Here is a 21,480-nt window from a genome sequence, read left to right as displayed (position 1 = left end):
ATCATTTTGTGACAAATACATTACTAGAATTAATAAAAAAGGTTATAGAAAACTCTATAACCTTTTTTAAAGAAATAATAAATCCAAATATCGTTAGATACGTGTACGGCGCTTCGCTGTCGGTCTAGATGATTGGCGTTTAGAGGCCGGTCTTGAAGCGACTTGTGAATGACGTTTAACTGCACGACGGATTTGATTCGCTTTAATACGTCGTTGGTCACGTTCAACCGCCACTTTCGTTTCCGTTTCTGGCTCCAGTTCCACCAGCTCTCTTAAGTAGTTGGTTTGTTCCAGTCCCAGTTCTGTCCAACCACCACGTGGTAAGCCTTTTGGTAGGTCAATATCACCATATCTTACACGGATCAGGCGGCTAACTTGTACACCAACGGCTTCCCATAAGCGACGCACTTCACGGTTACGTCCTTCCGTTAAAGTAACGTTATACCATTGGTTCATACCTTCACCACCTCGGTATGAAACTGTTTTAAATGCTGCGGGACCATCCTCAAGTTGAACACCTTGAGTTAGCTGACGTATTTTCGCATCGGTAATTTCACCAAATACACGCACAGCATATTCACGTTCGACTTCACGACTTGGATGCATCAAACGGTTTGCCAGCTCACCGTCAGTCGTAAACAGTAATAATCCACTTGTATTAACATCAAGACGTCCAACAGCAATCCAGCGTGCACCAACAAGTTTTGGTAAACGGGTAAAGACTGTCGGGCGACCTTCAGGGTCATGACGAGTACACAACTCCCCTTCAGGTTTATAGTAAGCCATTACACGGCAGATCTCTTTTTCAGCTTCTTTTATCGCTAAAATACGCCCATCTAATCTAATTTTTGTCGATGATTTAACTTCAATGCGATCACCTAACGTGGCCATTTTACCATCGACACTGATGCGCCCTTCTTTTAAAAAGGATTCGATTTCACGGCGGGAGCCATGCCCTGAACGGGCAAGAATTTTTTGTAACTTTTCAGTTTTTTGCGGTTTGGCGCTCATATAACCCTCAAATGTCGCCTTCACAGGCGTCAGATAATTTTTCGTCAATAATGATGACAAAAAATAACGAATTGGAAAACCTGCGCATTATACACAGGTTTATGGAGATCCCCTATTATTAATCCATATATCGAACTTAACGTTATTCGAACGGAGATGGGTCACCGGTGCCAACACGGACAACAACTGGGCTATCGTCAGTTAAATCAATGACCGTCGTTGGTTTCTGGCCAATATAGCCTCCATGGATAACTAAATCGACCTGTTTACCCAGTACGTCACGGATTTCTTCAGGATCGGATTGCGTAAAATCATCTCCTGGCATTATCAGGCTGGTTGACATTAATGGTTCACCAACGGCTTCAAGCAAATCACGAGCAATTGGGTTTGATGGCACTCTTAACCCAATTGTTTTACGCTTTTCATTCATCAAACGGCGCGGAACCTCTTTTGTGCCACGAAGAATAAACGTGTAATTACCCGGTGTATTGTTTTTGATTAAACGAAATGCCGTATTATCAACATGGGCGTAATTGGAGAGTTCAGAAAGATCACGACACATTAAGGTGAAGTTATGATTTGCATCCAGTTGGCGTATACGGCAAATGCGTTGCAGCGCATCTTTTTCCTCTAAACGACAACCTATCGCATAACCAGAATCCGTCGGATAAACAATCACACCACCTTTATTTATAATTTCAACACTTTGCGCAATTAGCCGTGCTTGTGGATTATCCGGATGGATATAAAAAAACTGACTCATACAGACCTCTGATCTTTAGTATTGACAGCATCATCCGGTAAAAAACCTTAAAATGGTACTATCTTTTATTAATTATTTACCCTAGTGCACACACCTGTCATGATATGTTCACTGAATGATTAGGTTAGTTTTTAACAAGTTAACTTGCTTATCGTGTGCCAATTCAATGACCCAGAAGCGCCAAATAACGTCACCTCTCCACCATTAAATTTTTCTCTCTATCGCGATAGAAAATAAGCAACTTAACCTGAATCCACTTAAGTATAATGCGTATATTTTACACCGTATTTATTATACATCAACGGTTTATGCTGTTTTCACCTCATTCCATAGGGTCCAAACAGCCTGTTGGTCATCCGGCAACCAAAGGTTACGACCTAACTCTATCCATGAACAAGGGCGATGAAAATCTGACCCCACAGAGGTTTTTAAATCATTTAATAGAGCCAATTCCGCTAAATATTGCTTCTCGTTTGCGGGTTGTTGGCAATGAGATACTTCCATCGCATCCCCTTGAGACTGCTTAAAATAGGCAACTAACCGTTTGATCCATTTATTAGATAGTTGATATTTCGATGGATGAGCGAGTACTGCAACGCCTCCTGATTGATGAATGGCATTCACTGCATCATCAATACTGCACCATTTGGCCGGAACATACCCTATCTTCCCTTTTGATAAATAGCGTTTAAAGACATTATTAATATTTTTTTCTTTGCCTATTTTCACTAAATACTGTGCAAAATGCGCTCTGGTCACCTGCCCACCTGTTGCAATTTGCAATGCATTTTCCCATGCATCCGGTATGCCCGCTTTTTGTAAACGCCGACCCATTTCGATCCCGCGTTCTAAACGTAGCTGAGACTGTTGCTTTAATAATTGAACCATTGACGGTGCAGTAGGTGAAAAATTTAATCCAACAATATGAATCTCAATATTTTCCCATAGCGTTGAAATTTCAACGCCATTAATGAGTGTTAGAGGCCGTTGTGTTTGTTCAAGGTATTCACGTGCCTCAATAACCCCTTCACATGTATCGTGATCGGTGATGGACAGCACATCAATTCCCATATCAATCGCACGCTCAATCACGTCACTTGGGGATAAATCGCCATCGGAGGCATTCGTATGGCAATGTAAATCATACCGAGTAATTAATGGACTCGAAAATTGTGACATGAGGTGTTTTTCTCCTTTTTTCCAATTTCTGGATATTTTTCCTAAATATAAATAATAAACAGCTTGACACAATCAATGCGATCCAGTTTACTAGTACACAGGACGGCTTGCTAGCCGATATTAGTTTGATTATCCAGAGAGGCACTTATGGCTATCATTAATTTATCAAATCGTTGGTGGCGTAACTTCCCAAATTGGGCGGAAGTCGCACACGCATAAATTTGATATGCCTTAGTGCCAAACCCGCCTTTATCAGCGGGTTTTTTTATGTCTAAAAACAATATAAAAGGCAATAAAATGAATAACCAAAACACAACATTACCACATTTTAGTTTTCTGGATAGCCCAATTAACTACCAGCAAGACCCTACATTGCTATTTCATCATCTGTGTCAGGATACGCCGGCGACGATGCTATTAGAATCTGCCGAAATCAATAGTAAAGCAAACTTACAAAGCTTGCTGATTGTTGACAGTGCTCTACGCATCCGAGCGTTTGGTCAACGTGTAGAAATCGACGCACTCACCGATAATGGCTGCCAATTACTCCCTGTGCTCGCAACACACTTAGCAGATAAAGCACAATATTGTGAATTATCCGCCCAACATTTGACCGTCTCCTTTAAGCAGCCTAGCAGTGATCTCGATGAAGATAGTCGTTTAAAAAGCCCATCATGCTTAGATGTATTACGTTTGCTACCAACACTGGCACAGGCTAATTCACACCAAAGTGACAATTTATTTGTCGGTGGGCTATTTGCTTATGACTTGATCGCCAGTTTTGAATCGCTGCCAGAAGTGAAAAACATTAATCGTTGCCCAGATTACTGCTTCTTTGTCGCTGAACACTATTTAGTGATCGACCATCAAAATCAGGCTGCTCGCCTAAAAAGTTGTCTTTTTTCAACTGTTGATGAACATATTCAAACGGTGACGCAACGACATAACCAAATCATTGCCGCATGCCGTCCATTTTTATCCCCTCTACCATTAGGTGAGGCGGAAAAATTCAGCGTAAAAACCAATAAAAGTGATGAGCAATACGGTGCTGTGGTCAATGCGATGAAAGAAGCGATTTATCGTGGTGATATATTTCAAGTTGTACCATCACGTAAATTTTCAATGCCTTGCCCTTACCCATTAATCGCATATCAAAAACTGAAAGCACAGAACCCGAGTCCTTATATGTTTTTTATGCAAGACAATGATTTTTCGCTATTCGGAGCCTCACCCGAAAGTGCGCTGAAATACAATGCGAGTAGCCGTAAGGTCGAAATCTACCCCATCGCTGGCACGCGTCCTCGCGGTCGCGATGCTTCAGGTAAGATTGATTTAGACCTTGATAGTCGTATTGAACTGTCAATGCGAACTGATCATAAAGAATTAGCCGAACATTTTATGCTCGTGGACTTAGCACGTAATGACCTCGCGCGTATCTGTACCCCAGGTAGCCGTTATGTGGCGAATTTAACCAAAGTGGATCGTTACTCATACGTCATGCACCTTGTTTCGCAAGTTGTCGGTACGCTACGTGATGACCTCGATATCTTTCATGCTTATCAAGCGTGTATGAACATGGGAACACTGACGGGGGCACCTAAAGTCAGAGCGATGCAATTAATCGCGGAATATGAGCAAGAGCGCCGCGGTTCTTATGGTGGCGCGGTTGGTTACTTTACCGGTAAAGGCGATTTTGATACTTGCATCGTCATCCGTTCTGCTTATGTCGAAAATGGTATTGCTACCGTACAAGCCGGAGGTGGTGTAGTACTTGATTCATCACCACAAAGTGAAGCTGATGAAACACGTAATAAAGCTCGTGCTGTTATTCGCGCGATTGCCCAAGCCCACCAAGCAGAGGAGTTGTTCTAATGGCTAACATACTATTACTCGATAATGTTGATTCTTTTACTTACAACCTTGTCGATCAACTCCGCTCTGGTGGTCATCAAGTCGTTATTTATCGTAACACGGTGAGTTCAGAACATATTTTATCCGTTCTCAATAAGATGGAATCGCCATTACTCGTGCTCTCTCCCGGTCCGGGTAAACCCAGTGATGCGGGCTGTATGCCTGACGTTCTACAACAGGTTATCGGTAAGTTACCTATTATTGGTATCTGTTTAGGTCATCAAGCGATTATCGAAGCTTATGGTGGCCATGTTTCTGCCGCTGGGGAAATTCTGCATGGTAAATCGTCTATGGCAACACATGACCAACAAGCGATGTTTAGCGGACTTGATAATCCAATTCCTGTCGCTCGCTATCATTCATTAGTGGGTAGTCAAATCCCTGAAAAATTAACAATTTGTGCACAGTCGAATGGCATAGTGATGGCTGTACGTAATGATCATGACCGTGTTTGTGGTTTTCAATTTCATCCGGAATCTATTTTAACCACTGAAGGTGCCATTTTACTGGAAAAAACCGTGGCATGGGCTCTTTCAACACCAACTTGCTCAATCACACCATCGTTATAACCAGGGAAGAGAGAACCTATTATGCAAACTATTTTCGATAAATTATTCCGCGCCCAAGCGCTGACACAACAAGAAAGCCAACAATTATTTAATGCCATCATTCGCGGTGAATTAACTGAGGCGCAATTAGCCGGTGTATTAGTCAGCATGAAAATGCGTGGTGAACAACCAGAAGAGATTGCTGGTGCAGCATTGGCTTGCCTAGAAAATGCGCAACCTTTTCCACGTCCTGATTACCCCTTCAGCGATATTGTCGGTACAGGAGGTGATGGTGCAAATAGTATCAATATCTCTACAGCCAGTGCTTTTGTTGCCGCACAAGCGGGTATTAAAGTGGCTAAGCATGGCAACCGTAGTGTATCTAGCCGCTCAGGCTCTTCGGATTTACTCGCTGCTTTTGGTATTTCATTGGATTTAAGTGCCCAAAGCGCGCGCGATGCACTAGATGAATTAGGCGTGTGTTTCTTATTTGCCCCACAATATCACAGTGGTTTTCGCCATGCGGCGCCTGTACGTACCCAACTAAAAACACGAACTTTATTCAATGTACTGGGGCCACTGATTAATCCTGCACGCCCACCTATTGCCTTAATTGGTGTGTATCAAGAAACATTGGTTGAACCTGTAGCAAAAACGCTACAAATGCTTGGTTTTACACGTGCAGCTGTGGTACACAGTGGAGGAATGGATGAAGTCTCTCTTCATGCAACAACTCAAGTTGCAGAGCTCAATCAAGGAACTTTATCTTTTTATCAGCTCACTGCCAGTGATTTTGGTTTGCAACCGTATCAGCTGTCTGACCTAGAAGGTGGAACGCCCGATGAAAATCGGATTTTGTTGAGCAATTTGTTACAGGGTCACGGAAAACCTGCCCACGAAGCCGCCGTTGCAGCGAATGTTGCCATGCTAATGCGTATTAATGGCTTTGAAGACCTCAAGGCCAATAGCGAACATGCTCTAAATATTATTCGTAGTGGTGCCGCGTATGATCGTGTTACTGCTCTAGCGTCAAGGAACCAATAAAATGAAAGCGACTGTATTACAAAAAATTGTTAATGATAAGCTAACGTATTTAGCGGCGCGCAAAGCTAAACAGCCTTTGGATAGCTTCATTGGTCAAGTCACCCCTGCTAGCCGCAGTTTCTATGAAGCCTTATCAGCAAAAAAACCGGCTTTCATACTTGAATGTAAAAAAGCATCGCCATCAAAAGGATTAATCAGAGAAGACTTTGATCCGGCAGTGATTGCCAACATATATGCCCCCTATGCTTCCGCGATTTCTGTCTTAACCGATGAGAAGTACTTCCAAGGTGATATGGCGTACCTGACCATCGTTAGCAATACCGTTAAACAACCGGTTTTATGTAAGGATTTCATTGTCGACCCTTACCAAATTTACCTTGCGCGGTATTATCAGGCAGATGCTATCTTATTAATGCTCTCCGTCGTCAATGATGAGGAATATATTGCACTCGCTGACGTCGCACATCAATTAAATATGGGGGTATTAACCGAAGTCAGTAATGAAGAAGAATTACAACGCGCCATAAAGCTAAAAGCACACGTTGTCGGTATTAACAACCGTGATTTGCGTGACCTCTCGATAGATTTAAACCGAACGCGTCAGCTCGCACCACGTTTACCAAAAGAGACGATTATCATCAGTGAGTCAGGTATTCACCGTCATCAACATATTCAAGCCTTAAGCCAGTACGTAAATGGTTTTCTAATTGGCAGTGCATTGATGGAACAAGCGGATATCGACAAAGGATTACAAAAATTATTAATCGGTGAACATAAAGTCTGTGGACTTACTCGAGGCCAAGATGCTAAAGCCGCCCTCACAGCTGGCGCAACATACGGAGGACTGATTTTTGCTGAAAGCTCCCCGAGAAAAGTGACGCTGTCACAAGCAAAACAGATTGTCCATACTGTACCTCTACAATATGTCGGTGTATTTCGTGATCAATCTACTGATTTTATTGCCCACATGGTAGAACAACTCGCACTCTCCGCGGTACAACTGCATGGCAATGAAGATATCGACTATGTGCAAAATCTGCGCGCTATCTTACCTAAACATTGTGAAATTTGGAAAGCGGTCAACATGTCGCAACCTGACTTTAGTCAGTTTGAAGGACAACCCATTGACCTACTCGTTCTCGATAATGGCGCTGGTGGCAGCGGACACACCTTTGATTGGGAAAAAATACCTAGTCATAGTCCGTTCCGCGTTATGGTTGCCGGCGGATTAAACGCTGACAATTGTCGACAAGCGGCAACACTATTATGCAATGGCCTTGATTTTAACTCCGGTGTCGAAGTTGAACCTGGTATCAAAAGCGAGACAAAGATCAAACAAGTTTTCAGTTGTTTAGCCAGCTAATGCCCCATTGATTGGCATTATATTTGGCTTCAACGCCCTAAACTGAACCCTAATTAAGTCGCATGACATAAAGAGATGAATAATAAAATGAGTAAATTAGATCCCTACTTCGGTGAATTTGGTGGACAATATGTTCCAGAGATTTTAATCCCTGCGCTTAATCAGCTTGAAGATGCATTTATTGACGCACAAAACGATCCTCAATTTATAAAAGAGTTTCATGACTTACTCAAAAACTATGCGGGTCGACCAACGGCGCTCACACTCTGCCGAAACTTAACCGACGGTACTAAAACAAAGCTTTACCTTAAGCGTGAAGACTTGCTACACGGTGGTGCACATAAAACCAACCAAGTATTAGGCCAAGCGTTATTAGCTAAAAGAATGGGCAAAACTGAGATTATCGCTGAAACAGGCGCGGGTCAGCATGGTGTAGCGACAGCACTCGCTTGCGCATTACTTAATATGAAATGCCGTATTTATATGGGTGCAAAAGATGTAGAACGCCAATCACCTAACGTCTTTCGCATGAAATTAATGGGTGCAGAAGTCATTCCTGTACACAGTGGTTCAGCGACATTAAAAGATGCGTGTAATGAAGCGCTTAGAGACTGGTCTGGCAGTTATGACAAAGCGCATTATCTGTTGGGAACAGCAGCGGGTCCACACCCATATCCAACAATTGTACGCGATTTCCAACGCATGATTGGTGATGAAGCGAAACAACAAATTTTGGAAAAAGAAGGCCGTTTACCCGATGCCGTCATCGCCTGTATTGGCGGTGGTTCAAATGCGATTGGTCTATTCGCTTCATTTATTCCAGAAGAAAATGTCCGTTTAATCGGTGTGGAACCTGCCGGATTGGGGATAGAAACCGGTCAACATGGTGCCCCACTTAAACATGGCCGTGTTGGGATCTACTTTGGAATGAAATCCCCCATGATGCAAACTGACGAAGGACAAATCGAAGAGTCTTACTCAATTTCAGCAGGACTGGATTTCCCTTCTGTCGGCCCTCAGCATGCGCATTTGAATAGTATTGGCCGAGCAGATTATGTCTCTATTACTGACGATGAAGCCTTAACGGCTTTTAAACTGTTATCTCGCAAAGAAGGGATCATCCCCGCGCTAGAATCATCTCATGCGCTCGCTTATGCCCTGAAGCTGGCTGAACAAGAGCCAAATAAAGAGCAATTGTTGATCGTTAATCTATCGGGCCGTGGCGATAAAGATATTTTTACAGTACACGATATTTTAAAAAGCAAGGGAGAAATCTAATGGAACGCTATACACAACTTTTTAAGCGTTTGAGCAGTGTAAACCAAGGTGCATTCGTTCCATTCGTCACATTAGGTGATCCTGACGCTGAACTTTCGCTGAAAATTATTGATGCTTTAATTGCTGGTGGCGCAGATGCCTTAGAAATTGGTATTCCATTTTCGGATCCACTTGCTGATGGGCCTACCATTCAAAATGCCAACTTAAGGGCATTTAAAAGTGATATTACACCAACGCTATGTTTTGAACTTTTAGCTCGTATTAGACAAACACATCCTGACATGCCAATTGGCTTATTAGTTTATGCTAATTTAGTGTTCAGTAATGGCATTGATCATTTTTATTCGCGTTGCCAGCAAGCTGGCGTAGATTCTGTATTAGTTGCAGATGTACCTATGCGAGAATCAACACCATTTCGTCAATCTGCAATTGCTCACGGTATTGCCCCCATTTTCATCTGCCCACCCAATGCTGATGAAGCATTAATTAAGCAAATTGGGGAGTATAGCGAAGGTTATACGTATCTATTATCCCGTGCTGGTGTCACTGGGACAGAAAAACGTGCTGAAATACCATTGACTAACCTCATTAGTCAATTAAGCCAATATCAGGCAGCCCCTGCTCTACAAGGGTTTGGTATCTCTGAACCAGCACAAGTCAGTGAAGCTATTGCCAATGGCGCTGCGGGAGCGATTTCAGGTTCTGCTGTTGTGAAAATTATTGAGAATAATCTGCAACGCCCAGATATCATGCTAGCTGAATTAACTCAATTTGTGAGAAAAATGAAAGCAGCTACACAAAAATAACCTGTAACCATAACGACAGATTGCCCATATCTTATATGGCAATCTGTCTACCCTATCTATTTTATACCCACTATTTTCTTCTTTAAGTTGAATTTTTTTCGCTTTCTACTGATACTAAAATTATCAGTGATACACCATGATCTATAGTCTCTGATAAATTTTTGCTGGATGACTTAACAATCAACGTATTTTGTAGTTTGAAACGTTAGGAGATAAAAGGATGAAATTATTCAAATCCGTTAGTGCATTATTTGTCGCTATCTTTATGGCTTTCACACTCGCGGCCTGCGCACCAACAGACAAATCTGAAGGTACCGGTGGTTATATTGATGATACCGTCATTACAACTAAAGTAAAATCAGCGCTACTGGCTGAGAAGGATTTAAAATCAACACAAATTAGTGTTGAAACCTTTAAAGGCCGAGTGCAATTAAGTGGTTTTGTTGATTCAAGAGCTGACGCTAATAAAGCGATTGAAACAACGAAAAAGGTCAAAGGCGTTCAGTCTGTGATTGATTCAATGAAAATCCGCTAAACGGTTACCTGTCAATTTTATCAATATCAGCTCAATTTGGGCTGATATTGATAGCCTAAATTAATTTTATATATCTCAATAAAATGATCACTGCCATTTATTATAACGCAATGAGTTACGCGCATGTTTAATTATTGTTAAAAGATGTGGCTTTATTATTTCCTGACAGATAATTTATAAAAACTCAGCGATTATTTTTCGGATATATTATTTCTTAATAAAAAAATCCGAGAATATAGATTCTCGGATTTACGATGACACTCTCATCCATTAGAGTTAATTTTTTACCTATTATCTAAGGTCTTCAATACAAATTGATTAGAAACGGTAACCCGCACCAAACATAAATACAAATGGGTCTAAGCGAGTATCAATTTTATGTTGCTCACCTTGGAATTTGAATTTAACGTCAGTGTCGATATCCATCCACCAAACTGAAGCGTTCAACATCCAATTATCCGTTAGCATGTAGTCCATACCTGCTTGTGCAGCAAAGCCCCATGAGCTTGATAGGTCTAGGTCGCTCAAACCAAGCTGTTTAGCACCTGAATTGAATTTCTCATCAAAGAAGAAGGTATAGTTAAGACCCGCACCTAGGTATGGGCGTAATTTATCTTCTTTGCTACCAAAATAATATTGCGCCATTAATGTTGGTGGTAAATGATGGACTGTCGCAATATTACCTAATTCACCTAAACTAACTTTATGCTCAAATGGTGTCGCAGCTAATAATTCCACACCAATATTATCTGTCACCATGTAGCTGAATGTCAGACCTAATTGAGTATTATTATTCGCATTAAAGTGACCAAGATTTAATACATCTTCAGATCCTGCATTTGGACGAACAGTTGCAGTACCCGCACGGAAAATAAAATCGCCAGCTTCATGAGCAAATGAAGCTGCTGGTGCAAGAGTTGCAGCAGCTAAGACAAGCGCAGTGAGTTTTTTCATTATTAATCCCATTCCTGTGTTTTTATTTTGGTATAAAATATACCGTTTAATTTTATTTAATGTTCAAATCAAGATCACATCTTTTAATAAAAATGACCTAATCTGACTACGTTGAATTTATTATTTCATTTATAAATTTTTTAATTTTGATTTAAATCAATTTTTGTCAGGTATGCGTTTAAAATAAGAATTGATCCCTCGCTTTTGTTATTTTATTCAAAAGATATAAATTATATTTTAAATGCATCTTATGTAGAGTTAGATCTATTTAAGATAACAATAGTCCTTCATGAAATAACAATCCGCATTTATCCTTTTTTGCTCACCCCTCGTCTTATCTGAACTTTCTCTACCTATACGTTAGATACTCGGTTACAATCACCTAAAATTTTGTCCCGTTTTTGTAGATAGGAGCAGTTACATGTCCATTTCGGCCAACTCACTCATCAATGATAGTGTGAATTTTTTCAAGAATCAGTTGGGTGGCCTATTCACAATTGTGCTGTTAGCAACGGTTGTCAGTGTTGTGATTTACGCAATAATGGTACCAAATGCCCATATGCTTGCCGTTTTGTATAATGCACAGGCACAATTAATTGATTCAGGAAATTCAGGCTTACAAAATTGGGTACAAGACCTTTCGGAAGAAGATAAAAGCAGTATCTTACGCGTTTCTTTTGGTCTTATCCTATCGGTTACCTTTGGTAGCCTAATCTTGATTTGCGGTGTTTTATCCTATATTGCGGGGTTATCCCGTGGCGAAGACATCACCGCAACTCAAGCGTTATCAGCATCTTTACCTAAAGCGCCTTCTATGTTTTTGCTGTTAGTTGTCTGCTCTTTGCTGGTGCAACTCGGCATCACTATTATGCTGATCCCAGGGATAGTGCTGGCTATTGGCTTCTCATTAGCCCCCGCGGTACTCATGAGTGAAAATGTTAATCCCTTTAGCGCAATGGGGAAAAGTTGGAAAATGGCCTATGCCAACTGGCGAGTGGTATTACCGATGGTTCTGATTTGGATGGCATCGCAAATGCTCGTCAGCATATTAATTAACAAACTCCAACTCAATCACATCGTTGCTAATGGGTTGTCCTTTTTCATCAACAACATCATTGCTGCTTTCGCGTTGTTGTATTTTTATCGGTTATATATGCTGATCACTCAAAAGTAATCATTACTAATTAAAAATGACGCTCAACGGCACCTTAAATGTTCTCTCATTAAGGTGCCGTTTGACTTTATAGCCTAGCATCATTAACGCTAATCAATATCTCGGCGTTATTCGGGATCGGGTGATTCCAGCTCTTTTAGCTGCTTCTGTTGCTTACTTTGGATCAGACGAATAGCAAAATAGATATCAGGTACAACCAACAGGTCATCGTCTGAACGATTAATTTTATTCTTCTCCAACCAGCTGTTGATTGATGTTCTACGCCCCGCCAGTACCAGTGTTACCCCTTTTGCTTTTAACGCCGTCACGATATCATTTAACGCAGAAAAAACGCTTACATCGTTATGAGTGAAGCTAACAGCGGCATCAACGATCACCCATGCTGGACGTTTGGGCTGATTATCCAAATGTTTATTTAAACGTTCTTTAAAATAATTAACGTTAAAATAGGTCAATGGTGAGTTAAACCGGTAGATCAACACACCTTCAACAGGTTGAACGCCATTATCTTTAGAAATTGAATGTAGCATCCCTTGGTCATCAACCCCTAACAGTTGGTCTGTTGGACGGAAAATAACGCGAATAAACTGTAATAATCCAAGCAAAACCGCTAAGCCAACACCATTTATCAGCCCAGCAACTAATACCGCACCGAGTGTAAAGATACTCAGAGTAAAGGCTTGCTTATTGCGTTTGCGCATCGACCCTATATTACGAATACTGAGCAATGACCACGTCGAAACAATTAACACCACACCCAATGCAGGCATCGGTATATATTCCAATAAATCGACAGAAAAAAGCAGCACCATTGCAATCGCGACAGCAGCAACAATCGAGACCAGCTGAGTTTTCCCCCCCATCATATCATTTACCGCGGTACGACTACTGGCCGCACTAACCGCAAATCCTTGAGAGAATGCTGACGCAATATTGGCCATACCTAAAGCGCGTAATTCTTGATCAGCGTCGATGCTATAGCCATTTTTACTGGCGAAACTTCTCGCTGTCATCATAAAACTCACAAAGCTTATGACAGCCAAGTTTAAAGAAGGGGTAATTAAATCACGCATCAATCCTGGGTTAAATTGCGGCATAGGAATGAAAGGAAGCCCTTCCCCCAAATCCCCCACCACACTAATTCCATATTTTTCAATGTCGAAAACATAACTGACGAATGTAGCAAAGATCATCGCAATCAATAATGATGGCCACATGCTACGTATTTTTTTTATTGTAATGATAATGATGAATGTCATAACTGACATCAACAAAGTGGGAATATGGGTAGCCAATAATGCGGTTGGAAAAGCGACTAAGCGCTCAATAAAACCACTCGGCAAATCGACGATACCAAAAACTTTACCGATTTGGCTGACAATAATAGTAATAGCAACACCATTTAACAGCCCTTGTAAAATTGGTCGCGATAAAAAATCAGCAAACGTGCCTAACCTAAACCGAGCCGCAATCAAACACCACATTCCCGTCATGAGACTCATAACAATAATCAATTGCCATCGCGTTGCTTCATCCCCCATCGCCAAAGGGCTAACCGCAGCGGCAATCACCGCACAAGTTGCAGCGTCAGGGCCGATAATCAATTGTTTTGATGTGCCAAATAATGCATAAAAAATCATTGGGAAAATGCATGCATATAAACCGATAATGGCATTAATTCCCATCAGTTCAGCATAAGCAATTGCGACAGGCAAAGCGACTGCTGCAACCGATAAACCCGCTTTAACATCAGGACCTAAGTCAGCAAAACGATAATGAAATAACGTTTCTAAGCCGGGCATCCAGACAAACAGTCGCGCCTTTATCATTGTCAGAAAACTCTCTAAAAATTAATGAGTTAAATTATTATAGATACTATATATATCTGAAGTATCAAAGATTATCTATCACTTATCTCAAATAACCGTAAAATAATGCAAATATGATTGGTAACAAAGCGTGTTTATTGGTAAAAAGAAGCAAATTCTTAACAACTCATCTAAAAATCGGTTAAACTACCCCATTATCTTTATGCGAGGCTGTGGTACTCACTGTTATGAAACAACTTATTGATTTTATCCCTTTGGTGATATTTTTTATTGTCTATAAAAGTTATGATATTTTTTATGCCAGCGGTGCGTTACTGGTAGCAACCCCTTTAGCATTACTCGCAACATACCTGATTTATAAACACGTCGAAAAAGTCGCAAAAATCACTTGCATACTGGTGATGGTGTTTGCTTCCCTCACCTTGATTTTCCACAGTGACGCCTTTATCAAATGGAAAGTAACCATTATTTATGCATTATTTGCTTTGGCATTACTGATCAGCCAATGGTTCACTAAAAAACCATTAATTCAGCGTATGTTAGGTAGTAATCAAGAAATTAAGTTACAAGATAGTCATTGGGTTAAATTAAATAGCGCATGGGCTATTTTCTTTATTGTCTGTGCGGCATTAAATATCTATATCGCGTTTTGGTTATCGCTGGATACTTGGATGAATTTTAAAGTGTTTGGTTTAACCGCGGGAACGTTAATTTTTACTGTCCTCAGTGTTATTTATATTTACAAAAACATGTCGAAAGAACCCATCGAACAAGAAAAGTAATAGATTAGTTACGCGATTACGAATAAAAAAAAAGAAAACCTGCATTTGCAGGTTTTTTTATTTTTAACGGCCTCTTCCGAGAGCCTGATCTATTTTCTTATCTGTATTGTATTGGGATAAGGCATACACTGACCAAATTGCGGCAGGAAGCCAACCAATTAACGTAATTTGTAGAATGAGGCAAATAATGCCGGCGAATGGGCGACCGATAGTAAAAAACTGTAACCAAGGTAATAAAATTGCCAATATCAATCTCATATTATCTCCCTAGAGTTTACGACCCAACTTTAGCAAATATTTTGCCATTGTAGACAGTCAAGTCTCAATATGAAATATAAAAAACACTTCTTGCAGTTTCTTTGCATATTTTTAGTCTATTTATTTGCTTTTATTGCCTTATAAAAAGCTATTGATAACACATTCCAGTTATCTTTTGACGCTTTTAACAGCAATAAACGTATCAGTTCATGATTCATCGTGACGGATACGCTCATTCTAGTTTATGATGAGAATGGGTTTAAATATTTCTATATTTTGATAAAGAGTTTGATATGCAATTACCAAACGGGGAATTAGTCTTACGTACTTTAGCCATGCCAGCAGATACAAATGCAAATGGTGATATTTTTGGTGGCTGGTTAATGTCTCAAATGGATATTGGCGGTGCAATTTTAGCAAAAGAAATTGCACTTGGGCGCGTTGTCACTGTTGCCGTAAATGGCATTAAATTTCAAAAACCTGTCGCCGTTGGTGATGTAGTTTGCTGCTATGCGCGTTGTTTAAAAACAGGTAAAAGCTCCATTACCATTAATATTGAAGTATGGGTAAAAAAAGTGGCGACAGAGCCAGTGGGTCATCGTTATCGAGCAACAGATGCCGTCTTCACCTATGTGGCTGTTAATGATGATAATTCGCCTCGTCAACTACCTCAGGAAAAACAATATTTTCAGTTAGAGAGCACTGAGTAACTTTGCATATCAATTCGAGTATCTGACCAATCAATAACGCCCCCAAAACCTATTTAGCCGTTTATGGGGGCGTTTTATTTTCTCTATCGTTTAACAAAACAGCTTTACACTTGGCTTACTGTGCCATCAATTTTGAAATATATTTCCGTCACATAACCTTTTGCAGGCAATTTTTCGAATGTCCAACGATTCATCGCGCGTTTTACGTCACGTTCAAATAAACCTTTTGGCGTTGCTTCTACAAACTCAATATTGGTAACACGCCCATCAGCATCAATGTCATAGCGAACCTTAACGTAACCATCTTTACCTAAACGGCGAGCACGTTCTGGGTAAGAAGGAGCCTGTTTACGGATAGCTTTAGGTCCACGTTGACTGGTAGATTGAGAGCTCGTTGCCCCTTTGTTGTTTGCAGTGACATTCGCCGTTGATTTAGGCGCCGCGGCATTCAAGTTAGATAGCGGTTTTAAATCGTTGTTTGCTAGCTGTTTTTCAACTGGCTTCGCCTCTTTCTTAACTTCACGTTTTTCTTCTTTTTTAGGCTTTGGCTTTTTCTTAACTTCAGGTTTCTTTTCTAATGCGATAGCCGGTTCAACAATGGGTTCAGGTTCAACAATAGGTTCTGGCTCAGGTTCTGGTTCAGGTTGTGGCGTTGGTTCCGGTTGAGCGGCGGCAGGCTCGACCGCGGGTTCATCCGACTCAAATGCAACCATGGCTATCGTCATAGGCTCCACCACGGTTGCTGTCTTCGGCTGATTGAAAATCCATGCCATAGCAAGCCCTGCATGAATAGACAACGAAATGATAATAATAAGAGGCCAACGGATCCAACGCATACGAATTTTCTACCCTACGACTTTCAACCTAAAGAATATGATCGATAGTTTAAATGCAAATAGCAATCATATTCAATAAGGTTTGTCATTCAAAGTGAAAATTGTGAGACTGAGCCCTACTCTTTTTACTCACTCCACTGGGTAAATAGTAAGGAACGGCGGCGTTTATAGATATCAAATTTTCTGATTGAGTAGATATGCATATTGCGCCTTGAATGCCCTTCAAGCCAGCGTCGACGGCGTCTTAAGGATTGTCTTAACATCCGCCAGCGACCCACTTCATGCCTACTACGTCTCATTTTTTTATCCTTTTGATTACTGAATTTAACTACGAGTGAAATTGGTAAAATATTATAGACCTTTAGTCGCGCTAGCCAAGAATAACCTTAAAATTGGTAAAATATTTCAACTCTGCATGAATTTGATATCAAAAGATAACTATCAAGAGAATAAATTGTTTTTTCATTATTAATCTATAAGATTTAGCAAAGCTTTTAAGATGACTTTTTGCTAAATTCTATTAGGATTAACATCAGTTTTTATTTTATAAGGTCTATTTCATTTTTTGACTATTTTTACACTCTCCTATTTTGTGAGGCATGTAATCGATTATGGCAACCGTGTATACGCTATTGAGCTGGTTATTGTTTTTCTTATATTGGTTAATAATTGCAGCAATTACCGTTCGAATTCTTGTGAAACGACGCCCTGTCACCTCAGCGATGACATGGTTATTAATTATCTATATTCTGCCATTAGTCGGTATTATCGCCTATATTGCATTCGGCGAGCTCCATTTGGGAAAACGGCGTGTTGATAAAGCACAGCAAATGTGGCCATCTGTCGCGACTTGGCTTGAAAACTTGCGTCATTCAAAACATATTTTTGCCACTGAAAATAGCCCTGTCGCCGAGCCACTTTTTCAGTTGTGTGAAAAACGCCAAGGTATTGCTGGCGTTAAAGGGAATCGCATTCAGCTCCTGACTACTTGTGAAGAATCCCTTAAATCTATCGTCAACGATATCAACAATGCACAGCATTCTATTGAAATGGTATTTTATATCTGGCAACCCGGTGGATTAGTCGATGGCGTTACCGAAGCCTTACTCAACGCCGCTAAACGTGGTGTAAGATGCCGCATTATGGTGGACTCTGCGGGTAGTTGGCATTTTTTCCGTAGCGATTACCCCGCCAAAATGCGGGCTGCTGGAATTGAATTTGTTGAATCATTAAAAGTAAATCTAATGCGTTTTTTCTTGCGCCGCATGGATTTACGTCAACACCGTAAAATTGTGGTGATCGATAACTATATCTCTTATACCGGAAGTATGAATATGGTTGACCCACGCTATTTCAAGCAGGATGCTGGTGTGGGTGAATGGGTCGATATTTTGGTACGTATGGAAGGCCCTGTCAGTACCACGTTAGGTATTGTTTATGCGTTTGATTGGGAAATGGAGACGGGACAACGTATTTTGCCACCGCCACCAGACACCAATATTATGCCATTTGAACAAGCTAACGGTCATACCACGCAAATGATTGCTTCTGGTCCAGGTTTCCCTGACGAGTTGATTCAACAATCATTAATGACGGCGATTTTCTCCGCTCGTAAACAGCTCATAATGACTACGCCTTATTTCGTTCCTAGTGATGATTTATTACACGCTATATGCACCGCAGCAATGCGTGGAGTCGATGTCAGTATTGTGATGCCAAGGCAAAATGACTCGTTTCTTGTTCGTTGGGCAAGCCGTTCGTTTTATTCTGAGTTGTTAGAAGCCGGCGTCAAAATTTATCAATTTGAAGATGGACTCTTGCACACGAAAAGTGTTCTAGTTGATGGAGAGCTTAGCCTCGTAGGCTCGGTCAACTTGGATATGCGGAGTTTATGGCTGAATTTTGAAATCACCGTTGTGATCGATGATAAAAACTTTGGTAGCGACCTAACGATGGTACAGTATGATTATATCGCCCGTTCTACACGACTCGAAATCGAGGAATGGGAACAACGACCATTCTGGAATCGCGTTGTTGAACGTTTATGCTACTTCTTTAGCCCGTTATTGTAATTTATTTAACTTTAGGAACTGTCATGACTAAGCCACTAACTGTACAACTTATCGATGAGGATGAAATCATTGAAATAGCCTATGACTTGTTCCTAGAAGGCGCTATGACAAACTTAGAGCCTGCTGATCAGGTGATTTTTGCCCTGCAATTTGAAGAGTGTGGCGCTGCTGAAATTGTGCCACTGACTTCGCATTGGCAAAGCATTATTCAACCTGAATTTAATTTAGAAAATTTTAGCGAAGTGATTATTGGCTTAGCGCAATCCGCAGATGAAGATATTAACGATATCTTTGCTCGAGTTTTGATTAGCCGTAATCCAGCCGTTCCCTTCCACCATATTTTATGGAAGCGTTGATCAATATTGATACGGCTTTCGCATAAAATACGCATTAAAAAAAGGGCCTAACGGCCCTTTTAAATTTCATCGTTAAAGTGGATCAACCTTTAAACAAGATACCGCATGTTTAAAACTTCCCTCTAACAAAGGCTTCGTTTTCGCACAACCTTCATCAGCTAATGGGCAACGAGTTCTAAACACACAACCCGACGGTGGATTAATGGGAGAAGGTAATTCCCCTTCCAATAACTCTATCGCTTTATTTTTCTCTTTATCCGGATCAGGAACAGGCACTGCTGACATCAAGGCTTTCGTATAAGGATGAAGAGGATTGTTATACACCTCATCATAGGTTCCCAACTCAACCGCATTACCTAAATACATCACTAATACCCGGTCAGAAATATGCTTTACGACGGCCAAATCATGAGCAATAAAGATCAAGGATAAGCCCATTTCCCTTTGCAATTCTTGCAATAAATTAACCACCTGTGCTTGAATGGACACATCAAGTGCAGATACTGGTTCATCACAAATAACGAGTTTAGGTTCAAGGATCAGTGCTCTTGCAATCCCAATACGCTGACATTGCCCACCAGAAAACTCATGAGGATAACGGTTGATTAAATTGGGTAATAACCCTACTCGCATCATCATTTTTCTGACTTTTTCCGTCACTTCAGATTGACGCATCTTTGGATTATAGGTTTTCAACGGTTCAGCGATGATATCACCGATTGTCATACGCGGATTTAGTGACGCCAAAGGGTCTTGGAAAATCATTTGAATGTCGTTACGTACATCTCGCCACTGTTTTTCATTTAACCCTAGTAAATCACGTCCTAACCAACTGACGGTGCCTCCCGATGATTTCACTAACCCAATAATAGCGCGAGCAAAAGTGGACTTTCCACACCCTGATTCCCCCACGACACCCAGTGTTTCACCTTCATATAAGCGCAGTGTCACACCATCAACCGCCTTTAAACTTTTATCAGGCTGCCAGAACCATTGTTTTTTGTCTCGAATAGCAAAATGAACTTTTAAATCATTAACTTCGAGCAAAACGGGTCTATTTTCATGCTGTGTCATACCAACTCCTCCACTGGCTTAAAGCAAGCTCTCAAACGATCCGTTGAAAAGACGCTCAGCTCAGGCTCATGTTCAATACATTGTTCATTCGCATATTGGCAGCGCGGAGAAAATGGGCAGCCTTTTGGCAGGCGCAACAAATTAGGCGGGTTACCAGGTATGGTTGCGAGACTTTCATCATCACCATCCAAACGCGGTACTGCTGCAAGTAATCCCAACGAATAGGGATGAGAAGGATGATAAAAAATATCGCGCGCTGTGCCGTATTCCATGGTACGCCCTGCATACATCACCAGAACTTTGTCACACACCCCAGCAACCACGCCTAAGTCATGAGTGATCAAAATAATAGCGGTATCAAACTCTTGTTTCAGTTCATTTAATAACGTCATGATCTGCGCTTGAACCGTAACATCTAATGCCGTTGTCGGTTCATCCGCTATCAATAATTTAGGCTGACACAATAATGCCATGGCGATCATGACGCGTTGACGCATCCCACCAGAAAATTCATGAGGATACATATTCATTCTTTTACGGGCTTCTGGCATTTTTACTGCATCGAGCATACGTACGGACGCTTCAAAAGCTTCCTGTTTCCCCATACCTTTATGCAGCATTAGCACTTCAGATAATTGTGTTCCAATTTTTAAGTAAGGATTTAATGACGTCATAGGATCTTGGAAGATAATCGAAATCTCTTCTGCTCGCATCCTATTCAAATCCTTTTCTTTTAAATTAAGGATTTCACGACCATTAAATATGGCCGAGCCACCTATTTTGCCATTACGGGCTAACAACCCCATGAGAGCGAAAGCCGTTTGGGATTTTCCTGAACCTGATTCTCCCACAATACCTAAGGTTTCACCGGCACGTAATTCAAAATTCAGTTTATTAACGGCTGTTACATCACCATCTGGCGTTGAAAAAGTGACGTTGAGATCTTTAACTCTCAGTAGAGGGTTAGATGATTTAATTTCAGACATAGTCATTCCCT

The 21,480-nt window shown here is 40.9% G+C and carries 20 protein-coding genes, 1 pseudogene and 1 other annotated feature; of the genes and pseudogenes, 11 read left to right on the top strand and 10 right to left on the bottom strand.

The window, feature by feature from the left end:
• Positions 1-93 precede the first annotated feature (93 nt).
• The 3 genes from rluB to rnm all read right to left on the bottom strand — a co-directional run bounded on the left by rluB (position 94) and on the right by rnm (position 2,953).
• The gene (gene rluB / locus O7C57_RS10310) at positions 94-1,011 is read right to left on the bottom strand and encodes a 23S rRNA pseudouridine(2605) synthase RluB (protein ID WP_154624942.1); all 918 of its coding nucleotides are present in this window, start codon (positions 1,009-1,011) and stop codon (positions 94-96) included.
• Between the two features lie 142 nt (positions 1,012-1,153).
• Positions 1,154-1,774: an L-threonylcarbamoyladenylate synthase gene (locus tag O7C57_RS10305; RefSeq protein WP_154624941.1), complete on the bottom strand. Its 621-nt coding sequence runs from the start codon at positions 1,772-1,774 to the stop codon at positions 1,154-1,156.
• 306 nt (positions 1,775-2,080) lie between these two features.
• The gene (gene rnm, locus O7C57_RS10300) at positions 2,081-2,953 is read right to left on the bottom strand and encodes an RNase RNM (protein WP_154624940.1); all 873 of its coding nucleotides are present in this window, start codon (positions 2,951-2,953) and stop codon (positions 2,081-2,083) included.
• A gap of 168 nt (positions 2,954-3,121) precedes the next feature.
• Positions 3,122-3,222, top strand: a sequence feature (Trp leader region).
• Between the two features lie 28 nt (positions 3,223-3,250).
• Here rnm and O7C57_RS10295 point away from each other — a divergent pair.
• From O7C57_RS10295 to O7C57_RS10270, 6 genes and pseudogenes are all read left to right on the top strand, one after another.
• Positions 3,251-4,825: an anthranilate synthase component 1 gene (locus tag O7C57_RS10295; protein WP_269723995.1), complete on the top strand. Its 1,575-nt coding sequence runs from the start codon at positions 3,251-3,253 to the stop codon at positions 4,823-4,825.
• Positions 4,825-6,456: pseudogene (gene trpD / locus O7C57_RS10290) on the top strand (bifunctional anthranilate synthase glutamate amidotransferase component TrpG/anthranilate phosphoribosyltransferase TrpD). Before O7C57_RS10295 ends, trpD begins: the two are co-directional and overlap by 1 nt.
• 1 nt (position 6,457) lies before the next feature.
• A complete protein-coding gene (gene trpCF, locus O7C57_RS10285; RefSeq protein WP_163861555.1) occupies positions 6,458-7,819 on the top strand; it encodes a bifunctional indole-3-glycerol-phosphate synthase TrpC/phosphoribosylanthranilate isomerase TrpF in 1,362 nt (453 codons plus the stop codon).
• An 87-nt stretch (positions 7,820-7,906) separates the two neighbouring features.
• Entirely contained in the window at positions 7,907-9,097 is a 1,191-nt protein-coding gene (gene trpB, locus O7C57_RS10280; RefSeq protein ID WP_154624936.1) for a tryptophan synthase subunit beta, read from the top strand.
• Complete coding sequence (trpA, locus tag O7C57_RS10275; protein WP_154624935.1) at positions 9,097-9,903, top strand: tryptophan synthase subunit alpha; 807 nt, start codon at positions 9,097-9,099, stop codon at positions 9,901-9,903. The genes trpB and trpA overlap by 1 nt, the downstream gene beginning before the upstream one ends.
• Positions 9,904-10,123: 220 nt before the next feature.
• On the top strand, positions 10,124-10,438 hold the full coding sequence (locus tag O7C57_RS10270; RefSeq protein WP_154624934.1) for a BON domain-containing protein: 315 nt from the start codon (positions 10,124-10,126) through the stop codon (positions 10,436-10,438).
• A 318-nt stretch (positions 10,439-10,756) separates the two neighbouring features.
• On the opposite strand, the gene ompW is transcribed toward O7C57_RS10270, so the two are convergent.
• Positions 10,757-11,392, bottom strand: coding sequence for an outer membrane protein OmpW (gene ompW / locus O7C57_RS10265; protein ID WP_154635701.1), 636 nt, complete (start codon positions 11,390-11,392; stop codon positions 10,757-10,759).
• Between the two features lie 421 nt (positions 11,393-11,813).
• Here ompW and O7C57_RS10260 point away from each other — a divergent pair, with 421 nt between their 5' ends.
• Positions 11,814-12,566, top strand: coding sequence for a YciC family protein (locus O7C57_RS10260; RefSeq protein WP_154624646.1), 753 nt, complete (start codon positions 11,814-11,816; stop codon positions 12,564-12,566).
• A 107-nt stretch (positions 12,567-12,673) separates the two neighbouring features.
• On the opposite strand, the gene O7C57_RS10255 is transcribed toward O7C57_RS10260, so the two are convergent.
• Positions 12,674-14,395, bottom strand: coding sequence for a SulP family inorganic anion transporter (locus tag O7C57_RS10255; protein ID WP_247047247.1), 1,722 nt, complete (start codon positions 14,393-14,395; stop codon positions 12,674-12,676).
• A 227-nt stretch (positions 14,396-14,622) separates the two neighbouring features.
• On the opposite strand from O7C57_RS10255, the gene O7C57_RS10250 reads away from it, so the two are divergent.
• A complete protein-coding gene (locus O7C57_RS10250; protein ID WP_163861549.1) occupies positions 14,623-15,177 on the top strand; it encodes a septation protein A in 555 nt (184 codons plus the stop codon).
• Between the two features lie 63 nt (positions 15,178-15,240).
• On the opposite strand, the gene O7C57_RS10245 is transcribed toward O7C57_RS10250, so the two are convergent.
• On the bottom strand, positions 15,241-15,435 hold the full coding sequence (locus O7C57_RS10245; protein WP_154624648.1) for a YqaE/Pmp3 family membrane protein: 195 nt from the start codon (positions 15,433-15,435) through the stop codon (positions 15,241-15,243).
• A gap of 293 nt (positions 15,436-15,728) precedes the next feature.
• On the opposite strand from O7C57_RS10245, the gene yciA reads away from it, so the two are divergent.
• Positions 15,729-16,145, top strand: a complete 417-nt coding sequence (gene yciA / locus O7C57_RS10240; RefSeq protein WP_154624649.1) for an acyl-CoA thioester hydrolase YciA — start codon at positions 15,729-15,731, stop codon at positions 16,143-16,145.
• Between the two features lie 104 nt (positions 16,146-16,249).
• On the opposite strand, the gene O7C57_RS10235 is transcribed toward yciA, so the two are convergent.
• A complete protein-coding gene (locus tag O7C57_RS10235; protein WP_269723976.1) occupies positions 16,250-16,981 on the bottom strand; it encodes a TonB family protein in 732 nt (243 codons plus the stop codon).
• A gap of 125 nt (positions 16,982-17,106) precedes the next feature.
• Positions 17,107-17,280, bottom strand: a complete 174-nt coding sequence (locus tag O7C57_RS10230) for a YciY family protein (protein WP_154624651.1) — start codon at positions 17,278-17,280, stop codon at positions 17,107-17,109.
• A gap of 312 nt (positions 17,281-17,592) precedes the next feature.
• Here O7C57_RS10230 and cls point away from each other — a divergent pair, with 312 nt between their 5' ends.
• Complete coding sequence (gene cls, locus O7C57_RS10225; protein WP_154623662.1) at positions 17,593-19,053, top strand: cardiolipin synthase; 1,461 nt, start codon at positions 17,593-17,595, stop codon at positions 19,051-19,053.
• A gap of 23 nt (positions 19,054-19,076) precedes the next feature.
• Positions 19,077-19,409 carry an HI1450 family dsDNA-mimic protein gene (locus O7C57_RS10220; protein WP_154623663.1) on the top strand — a complete coding sequence of 111 codons (333 nt, stop codon included), beginning with the start codon at positions 19,077-19,079 and terminating at the stop codon, positions 19,407-19,409.
• Between the two features lie 72 nt (positions 19,410-19,481).
• Here O7C57_RS10220 and oppF read toward each other — a convergent pair whose 3' ends face one another.
• Positions 19,482-20,483 carry a murein tripeptide/oligopeptide ABC transporter ATP binding protein OppF gene (gene oppF / locus O7C57_RS10215; RefSeq protein ID WP_163861546.1) on the bottom strand — a complete coding sequence of 334 codons (1,002 nt, stop codon included), beginning with the start codon at positions 20,481-20,483 and terminating at the stop codon, positions 19,482-19,484.
• Entirely contained in the window at positions 20,480-21,469 is a 990-nt protein-coding gene (locus O7C57_RS10210) for an ABC transporter ATP-binding protein (protein ID WP_269723975.1), read from the bottom strand. Before O7C57_RS10210 ends, oppF begins: the two co-directional genes overlap by 4 nt.
• Positions 21,470-21,480 lie beyond the last annotated feature (11 nt).

It is taken from the genome of Providencia sp. 21OH12SH02B-Prov, assembly GCF_027362595.1.
Taxonomy (GTDB): domain Bacteria; phylum Pseudomonadota; class Gammaproteobacteria; order Enterobacterales; family Enterobacteriaceae; genus Providencia; species Providencia zhejiangensis.
The sequence above is the reverse complement of the archived record's forward strand: the minus strand, read 5'-3'. Positions and strand labels throughout refer to the sequence as shown.